Source organism: Polaromonas sp. OV174, from assembly GCF_900112285.1.
GTDB lineage: Bacteria > Pseudomonadota > Gammaproteobacteria > Burkholderiales > Burkholderiaceae_C > Polaromonas.
In genome coordinates, this window is the sequence record NZ_FOKZ01000034.1 from 24,182 (window position 1) to 30,469 (window position 6,288).

General features: G+C 62.5%; 5 protein-coding genes. 4 read left to right on the plus strand and 1 reads right to left on the minus strand.

The genetic code is table 11. The features are described from left to right. Positions 1-32 precede the first annotated feature (32 nt). Positions 33-1,109 carry an aminoglycoside phosphotransferase family protein gene (locus BM160_RS20225; RefSeq protein WP_092007968.1) on the minus strand — a complete coding sequence of 359 codons (1,077 nt, stop codon included), beginning with the start codon at positions 1,107-1,109 and terminating at the stop codon, positions 33-35. A 103-nt stretch (positions 1,110-1,212) separates the two neighbouring features. Between BM160_RS20225 and BM160_RS20230 the strand changes: the two genes are divergently transcribed. The 4 genes from BM160_RS20230 to BM160_RS22805 form a co-directional block, all read left to right on the plus strand. Beyond that, a complete protein-coding gene (locus BM160_RS20230) occupies positions 1,213-3,624 on the plus strand; it encodes an LPS-assembly protein LptD (RefSeq protein ID WP_092007969.1) in 2,412 nt (803 codons plus the stop codon). Continuing rightward, positions 3,617-5,023 (plus strand): peptidylprolyl isomerase, encoded by a 1,407-nt coding sequence (locus BM160_RS20235; protein WP_092007970.1) that lies wholly within the window; start codon positions 3,617-3,619, stop codon positions 5,021-5,023. The genes BM160_RS20230 and BM160_RS20235 overlap by 8 nt, the downstream gene beginning before the upstream one ends. Then, on the plus strand, positions 5,020-5,844 hold the full coding sequence (gene rsmA / locus BM160_RS20240) for a 16S rRNA (adenine(1518)-N(6)/adenine(1519)-N(6))-dimethyltransferase RsmA (RefSeq protein ID WP_092007971.1): 825 nt from the start codon (positions 5,020-5,022) through the stop codon (positions 5,842-5,844). The genes BM160_RS20235 and rsmA overlap by 4 nt, the downstream gene beginning before the upstream one ends. 159 nt (positions 5,845-6,003) lie before the next feature. Next, on the plus strand, positions 6,004-6,288 hold a 285-nt coding region (locus BM160_RS22805; protein ID WP_255368992.1), incomplete at its 3' end, for a hypothetical protein.

A 6,288-nucleotide genomic window follows, 5' to 3' on the forward strand; every position in this document is an offset into this window, starting at 1 on the left:
ATGCTGTATATGGACTGGGGCTGTATTTGGCATTAAAAAGTGTAGCCCACGCGGGTTTCGTTGCCTTCGATCTCGTCGAGTAGCACCATCAGCGGGCCGAGCTGGCGGTAGCGGGCGCAGGTGGAGCGCGCGTATTTGATGAAACGAGGCGTGTCGGCCAGGTAGTTGGGTTTGCCGTCGCGCAAGGTGAGGCGGGCAAAAATGCCCAGCACCTTGAGGTGGCGCTGCAGGCCCATCCATTCCACGGCGCGGTAAAACTCGCCGAAGTCGTCGCCAACCGGCAGGCCGGCCTTGCGCGCCTTTTGCCAGTAGCGCACGGTGATGTCGAGCACGAACTCCTCGTCCCAGCTTAAAAATGCGTCGCGCATCAGGCTGGCAATGTCGTAGCTGATGGGGCCGTAAACCGCGTCCTGGAAGTCCAGCACCCCCAGCTCGCCCTGGCTGTCCAGCATCAGGTTGCGCGGCATGAAGTCGCGGTGGACGTAGACGCGTGCGTCGCCCAGCGATTGCAGGTTGCTGGCCTTGATCTGCGCGAAGGCCTTGTCCAGGGTGTCGCGCTGGCTGGCGCTGAGGCTGATGCCGCGGTGCTTGGCCACATACCAGTCGGGGAACAGCGCCAGTTCGCGCGTCAGCAGGGCCTCGTCATAGGCGGGCAGGACGTCGGGGCGGGAAGCGAGCTGCCAGCGTATCAAGGCATCGACGGCGTTCATGTAAAGCGCGTGGTGGCCGGCCGTGGGCTGGCTGATGGCATCGACGGCGCTGGCCGGCGCGATGCTGTCCAGCATGGTTTGCGCGCCCAGGTCGCTCAGCAGCATGAAGCCCTGGGGCTGATCCCAGGCCAGCACGCGCGGTGCGTTCAGGCCGGCGTCCTGCATCAGGCCGGCGACCTTGACGAAGGGCTGGCAGTCTTCCTGGGCCGGTGGTGCATCCATGATGATGCGGCTGCCGCCGGCCGCGTCTATCCTGAAGTAGCGGCGAAAGCTGGCGTCGGCAGAGGCCAGTCGCAGCGTGTCGACCTGCAGCCCGTGTTGCGGGGCCACGCTGGTGAGCCAGCTGGCAAAGGCCGCGGCGCGTGCTGGGTCGGCCCAGATGATGGAGGAAGTGGTCATGATTCGTGGGCCTCGGTCAATGTCGGATGGCCCGGCGAGGGCGGGTTGGAGGGTCATGGATAATCGGGCCTGATTTTACAAACGGGTTTATCTCATACAAACGATGCGCCGCGCATCCCCATCGCCTTTTATTCTTTCCCCGGTAGCTCACACCATCTCCACCATGGTGTTCTGCGCCACGCTGGGACTGGTTTGCGCCGGGCCTGGCTACGCCCAAACGACCGCCGAGGCGGCGGGCAGCGACAGTGCGATTGTGCTCAAGAGCTCGCCCCTGCTGGCCGAACAAGTGTCCAAGGAGCCGCAAGACAAGGGGCCGACATTTGTCTCGGGTGACCGGGTCTCGGGACGGCCCGATCTGGAAACCGTGATCGATGGCAATGCGGAACTGCGCCGCGGCTCCACCTCGATACGGGCGGATCACATCGAGTATTTCCAGCCCGACGATCTGTTCAAAAGCCGTGGCCATGTGCGCATCAACAATGCCGGCAACCGCTTTGAAGGCCCCGAGCTGGAGCTCAAGCTCGACCGCTTTGAAGGTTTTTTTGCCACGCCTGCCTACAGTTTTCTGGGCAAAGGCAACGGCCAGGCCGAGCGCGTCGACTTCATAGACGACAAGCATCTGACAGCGCATCGCGCCAGCTACACCACTTGCGAGCGCGACAACGAAGACAGCTGGAAGCCGGCCTGGGTGCTGAGCGCCAAGCGTTTTGACTTCGATCTGGACGAGGAGGTCGGCGTGGCCACTGGGGCGGTGGTGCGTTTCAAGGACGTGCCGATTCTGGCTTTTCCCAAGGTCAGCTTCCCGTTGAGCGACAAGCGCAAGTCGGGTTTCCTGCCGCCAACCATTGGCATGGGCTCGCTCAACGGCTTTGAACTCCGCCAGCCTTATTACTTCGACATCGCACCGAACCGGGACGCGACCTTTTCACCCGCCATCCTGAGCAAGCGCGGCGTCGATCTGGCTGGCGAGTTCCGCTACCTTGAGCCTGGCTACAAGGGAGAACTGCGCGCTAATGTGCTGCCCGGTGACAAGCTGCGCGGCCGCGATCGCTGGTCTTACGCTCTGCAGCATGCCGGTGTAATTGACACCGGCTTGCCGTCGGTGGGCGCGCTGGGGCTGAACCTGAACCTGAACAAGGTCAGCGACAACGACTATTGGCGCGATTTTCCGGTGGCCACAGGCGCAACCACCCAGCGCCTGCTGACTCAGGACGCCACGCTGACGTGGGGCCGGGGCTATTTCTCTACCAGCATGCGGGCCCTGAAGTGGCAAACGCTGCAGGACGTCAATTCGCCCATCATCCCGCCTTACGACCGTTTGCCGCAACTCACCGCCGCCTACACGCGCGTGGATGCGCCGCTGGCAGGCCTGGGCAGCGGTTTTGACTGGTCGATGGACGGGGATTACACACGCTTTTCCGCCGACAGCCGTTTGACCAATCAACCCAACAGCGAGCGCGCTTTCGGCCGGCTTCAGATCAGCCGCCCCTGGCTGTCGGCGGCCGGCTTCATCACGCCCAAGGTGCAGCTGCATGCCACCAGCTACCGGTTTGATGCGCCGCTGGCCAATGGCGCCACGACGGCTTCACGCGTGGTGCCGACTTTCAGCCTGGATAGCGGTCTGCAGTTCGAGCGTCATGCCGATTACTTTGGCCGCAGCTTCACCCAGACGCTGGAGCCGCGGGCCTTTTATGTGCGCACGCCTTTTCGCGATCAGAGCCTGCTGCCCAATTACGACTCGGGTGCCAACGGCTTCAACTTTGCGGCCGTGTTCACCGAGAATTCGTTTGTCGGTAATGACCGGATTTCGGATGCCAATCTGCTGACGCTGGGGGTGACCTCGCGCTTGCTGGACCCGGATACCGGTGCCGAGGCGGTGCGCTTTGGCGTGGCGCAGCGTTTGCGCTTTGACAACCAGAACGTCACCCTACCCGGTGGCTTGCCGATCACGGACCGCATCAGTGACTTGCTGGTTGGGGCCACGGTCAACTGGGTACCGCAATGGTCTTTTGACAGCACGGTGCAATACACCCCCAAACTGAAGCAGTCTGAACTGTCTTCCGTCAGCGTGCGCTACAACCCCGGCAACTACCGCGTCATCAGCGCCGCCTATAGATTTCAGCGCGGCATCAGCGAGCAGGTGGACGTGGGCTGGCAGTGGCCTATTAATGACCTGTGGGGCGACAAGGGGCGCGAGCTGGGCGCTGGCATGGGCCAGGGCGGCGGCCGCTATTACGGCGTGGGCCGCCTGAACTACAGCATGCTGGACAAAAAGCTGGTGGATGCCATCGTCGGTGTTGAATACGACGGCTGCTGCTGGATTGGCCGCGTCGTGCTGCAACGCTCGCAAAACGGAACGGCAGCCTCGAACACCCGCATCCTGTTCCAGCTTGAGCTGGTCGGCTTCTCGCGCCTCGGCTCCAGCCCCCTGGAAACCCTGAAATCCAACGTTCCGCGCTACCAATACCTGCGTGAGAAAATCAGTACCCCCAGCCGCTTTACCACTTATGACTAACTCTCGTTTTTCCGCCAGATTTCTTCCGGCCCGGTCTTTCGGCGCGGTGTGGGTGCTCCTGCTCACGCTGCCCATGGGCTTGGCGCAAGCCCAGAGCCTCAAACCCTCTCCCAGTCCACTGCGTTTGTCGGTTCCGGCGACCAGCGCAAGCGCTGCGGCGCCGCAGCGGCAGGCGGATTTCATTGTGGCGGTGGTGAACTCCGAGCCGATCACCAATAACGAAGTGCGTCTCAAGCTGATGCGCACCGAGCAGCAGCTGCAGCAGCAAGGGGGCGCTCTGCCGCCACGCAACGAGCTGGCCAGGCAGGTGCTGGAACGCATGATCAGTGACAAGGCCCAGCTGCAAATGGCGCGTACTGCGGGGATGCGGGTTGACGACAATGCCGTCGAAGCCGCAGTCCAGGCCGTCGCCAGCCAGAACCAGATCTCGCTGGACGAGTTGCGCCGCCGCCTCAAGGTCGACGGTATCGATTACAACCAGTTCCGCTCGGAGCTGCGTGACGAGCTGCTGGTCGGTCGCCTGCGCCAGCGTGAGGTCGAGGCGAAGGTGACGGTAAGCGAGCAGGAGATAGATCAGTATCTGAGCGAGCAGGCAGGCAGCTCGGCTGGCGCCGCGCCGCAGGCACTCAATCTGGCCGAAATTTTGCTGGCCGTGCCTGAAAATGCCACGCCCGAACAGGTTGTGGCGCTGCAGGCCAAGGCCCAGCAGGTGCTGGAGCGCGCCCGCGCTGGCGAGGATTTTGCGGCCCTGGCCAAGGAGTTCTCCGGTTCTGCCAGCCGCGGCAATGGCGGCCAGATGGGCTTGCGCAGCGCCGATCGTTATCCGCCCCTGTTTGTCGAGGCGACGCAAAGCCAGCGCGCTGGCGGGCTGGCAGGTCCGGTGCGTAGCGGGGCTGGTTTTCACATCCTGAAGGTGCTGGAAAAGCGCCAGGGCGGTTTGCCCGATGCGGTCATCACGCAAACCCATGCGCGTCACATTCTGCTGCGCTTGACGCCTCAGCTGAGCGAAGCCGCAGCGGTGGAAAAACTCGCCGGCTTCAAGAAGCGCATTCTGGCCGGCCAGGCCGACTTTGCCGCATTGGCGCGCGAGAACAGCCAAGACGGTTCGGCCAAGGACGGTGGCGATCTGGGCTGGGCCGCTCCCGGCATGTTTGTGCCCGAGTTTGAAAAGGTGATGAACGGCCTGGCCTCGAACCAGATTTCCGATCCGCTGGTGTCGCGCTTTGGCGTTCATCTGGTGCAAGTGCTGGAGCGGCGCGAGGCGCAGCTTTCCGCGCGTGATCAGCGTGAGATGGTGCGCGGCATGCTGCGTGAGAAAAAGCAGGCCGAAGCCTATGCGCTGTGGGCGCAGGACATTCGTGGCCGTGCCTACGTGGAATATCGCGAAGTACCGCAGTGAAACATATTCCACGCAAACGCTTCGGCCAGCATTTCCTGACTGACCGGGGCATCATCGAAGACATCGTGCAGGCGATTGCGCCCAAGGCCGGCCAGGCCATGGTGGAGATAGGTCCCGGCCTGGCGGCCTTGACCCAGCCCCTGGTCGAGCGTCTGGGCTACCTGACGGTGATCGAGCTGGACCGTGATCTGGCGCGGCAGTTGCGCCAGCATCCGCAGCTTAATGTCGTCGAGTCCGATGTGCTCAGAGTCGATTTCAGGCAATTGGGGCAACAGCTCCGGGCCAGCGCCGCAATGCAGGCCGAGGCTGGCGCTGACCCGGCTGCGGCGGGCGATTTCAAGCTCAGGGTGGTTGGCAATTTGCCCTACAACATCTCCACACCCATCTTGTTTCACCTGCTCGATGCGGTGGACGCGATCGAAGACCAGCATTTCATGTTGCAAAAAGAGGTGATTGACCGGATGGTGGCTACGCCCTCGACCGGCGACTACGGCCGGCTCAGTGTGATGCTGCAGTGGCGCTATGCCATGGAAAATGTGCTGTTTGTGCCGCCGCAAAGCTTTGATCCACCGCCACGCGTGGACAGCGCCATCGTGCGCATGGTGCCGCATGCCGAGCCGGTGCCGCTAGATGTCACATTGTTGAGCGAACTGGTGCGGGTGGCCTTCAGTCAGCGCCGCAAGTTGCTGCGCCACACCTTGGGCCAATGGCTGACGGGACGCGGTTTTTCCGGTGATTTTGATGTGCAGCGCCGGGCCGAAGAAGTGCCGGTGGCCGAGTATCTGGCGCTGGCCCAGCAAGTTGCCGTGGTGCCTGGGTAACTTCGGTTTGCTATAAAACTAATAGCTTCTTGCGCCCGCTGCTAAAGGGCTGGTGCTTGATTTGTTCAATAAAAAACCCGCTTAAAGCGGGTTTTTTATTTGGTGCGCCCAGCATGGGCGCACACCTGCGGGTGCAAGTCCCGCCAGGAGCTGGTCACAGTGAATGAAGTGAAGCGCAACTGCGTGAGGGCGACCGAACGTGGGAAGGAAGCGTGGAGCGTAAATCGTGAGCCGATGAACAAGAACCGCATAGAAGGCGTTGCCAAGCAGGGCGAGCGGGCCAAAAACCGCAAAGCTCTTGTGACCAAGGCGAGGTGGCGTAGATGCGGCGGTTGTGCGATGAAGGTGTGCGTTCTTACCTGGGGAGATCTCGCCTCGTGGGTGAAAGCCCGACGGCTTTGCCGGAGCGAGAAGTCAGCCGAGGTCGTAGTAGCTGGAGCCGGG

What these genes read in the sequence shown, in the direction of transcription:
- BM160_RS20225 (WP_092007968.1), bottom strand. Translation starts at nt 1,109, where the DNA reads ATGACCACTTCCTCCATCATCTGGGCCGACCCAGCACGCGCCGCGGCC.
- BM160_RS20235 (WP_092007970.1), top strand. Translation starts at nt 3,617, where the DNA reads ATGACTAACTCTCGTTTTTCCGCCAGATTTCTTCCGGCCCGGTCTTTC.
- BM160_RS20230 (WP_092007969.1), top strand. Translation starts at nt 1,213, where the DNA reads ATGCGCCGCGCATCCCCATCGCCTTTTATTCTTTCCCCGGTAGCTCAC.